The following is a 1,215-nucleotide window of genomic DNA, read 5'->3' as shown; positions in this document are numbered from 1 at the left end:
GTCGAGGCCGAGGCGGTGACGCGGCGCGAAGAGGCCGAGGCCGAGCGGCGCCAGAACGGCGAGCGCCAGCAGATGACGGCGCAGGAGCAGGAGCTGGTGGTCGGCGAGATCGGCTCGGGCCTTGCCAAGCTGTCGGACGGCGATCTGACCTATCGCATCGAACAGAGTTTCCCGGCCGCCTATGTGAAGCTGAAGGACGACTTCAACGCGGCGATGGACGAGCTCAGCGAGACCATGTCGACAATCGCCGGCACGACGGGCTCGATCCGCTCGGGTACCGGCGAGATCAGCCAGGCCTCGGACGATCTGGCCCGGCGCACCGAGCAGCAGGCGGCAAGCCTGGAGGAGACGGCGGCGGCGCTGAACGAGATCACCGCGACCGTCAAGCGCACCGCCGAGGGCGCCAACCATGCCCGCGACGTGGTCGCCAAGGCCAAGTCGGGGGCCGAGGAATCCGGCGTCGTGGTCGGCAACGCGGTTGCGGCGATGAATGGCATCGAGGCCTCGTCCAAGCAGATCGGCAATATCATCGGGGTGATCGACGAGATCGCTTTCCAGACCAACCTTCTGGCGCTGAACGCCGGGGTCGAGGCGGCGCGGGCCGGCGAGGCGGGCCGCGGCTTTGCTGTCGTCGCCCAGGAAGTGCGCGGACTGGCGCAACGCTCGGCCGACGCGGCCAAGGAGATCAAGACGCTGATCTCGACCTCGACCGCGCAGGTTGGCGAGGGCGTCGATCTGGTTGCCCGGACCGGCCAGGCGCTGAAGGACATCGCCGACCAGGTCGGCGAGATCAACACCATCGTGCGGGAGATCTCGTCGTCGGCCCAGGAGCAGGCGACGGGTCTGGCCGAGGTCAACACGGCGGTTCACCAGATGGATCAGGTGACCCAGCAGAACGCCGCGATGGTGGAGGAATCGACCGCTGCCTCGCACCGGCTGACCCAGGAGACCAGCGAGCTGGTCCGGCTGGTCGACCGCTTCGAGCTCGGCGCCGCCAAGCCGGCCTCCGGCAAGGGCAAGCCCGGTGCCCGTCCGGCGGCCCATGCGCCGCAACTGGCGGTCGTCGGCAACACCGCCCGCAAGCCGCAGCCGGTCGCCGCCAACGAGACCGATACCTGGGAAGAGTTCTGACAAGGCCGCGAACACGGCTGAACGAACCAACCTTCCCCATGCCAATCAGGGCGGTCCGGTCAAACCGGGCCGCCCTTTTTTCGT

At 68.6% G+C, this 1,215-nt stretch carries 1 protein-coding gene; it reads left to right on the top strand.

Going from position 1 to position 1,215, the window contains the following annotated elements; translation table 11 throughout:
* Positions 1-1,131, top strand: a 1,131-nt coding sequence (locus VQ044_RS25225) for a methyl-accepting chemotaxis protein (RefSeq protein WP_327650402.1), incomplete at its 5' end; no start/stop codon positions are given.
* Positions 1,132-1,215: the final 84 nt, after the last annotated feature.

It is taken from the genome of Aurantimonas sp. C2-5-R2 (genome assembly GCF_036549495.1).
Classification (GTDB): Bacteria; Pseudomonadota; Alphaproteobacteria; order Rhizobiales; family Rhizobiaceae; genus Aurantimonas; species Aurantimonas coralicida_A.
Note: the sequence above shows the minus strand (reverse complement) of the source record. Positions and strands in the feature narration are given on the sequence as shown.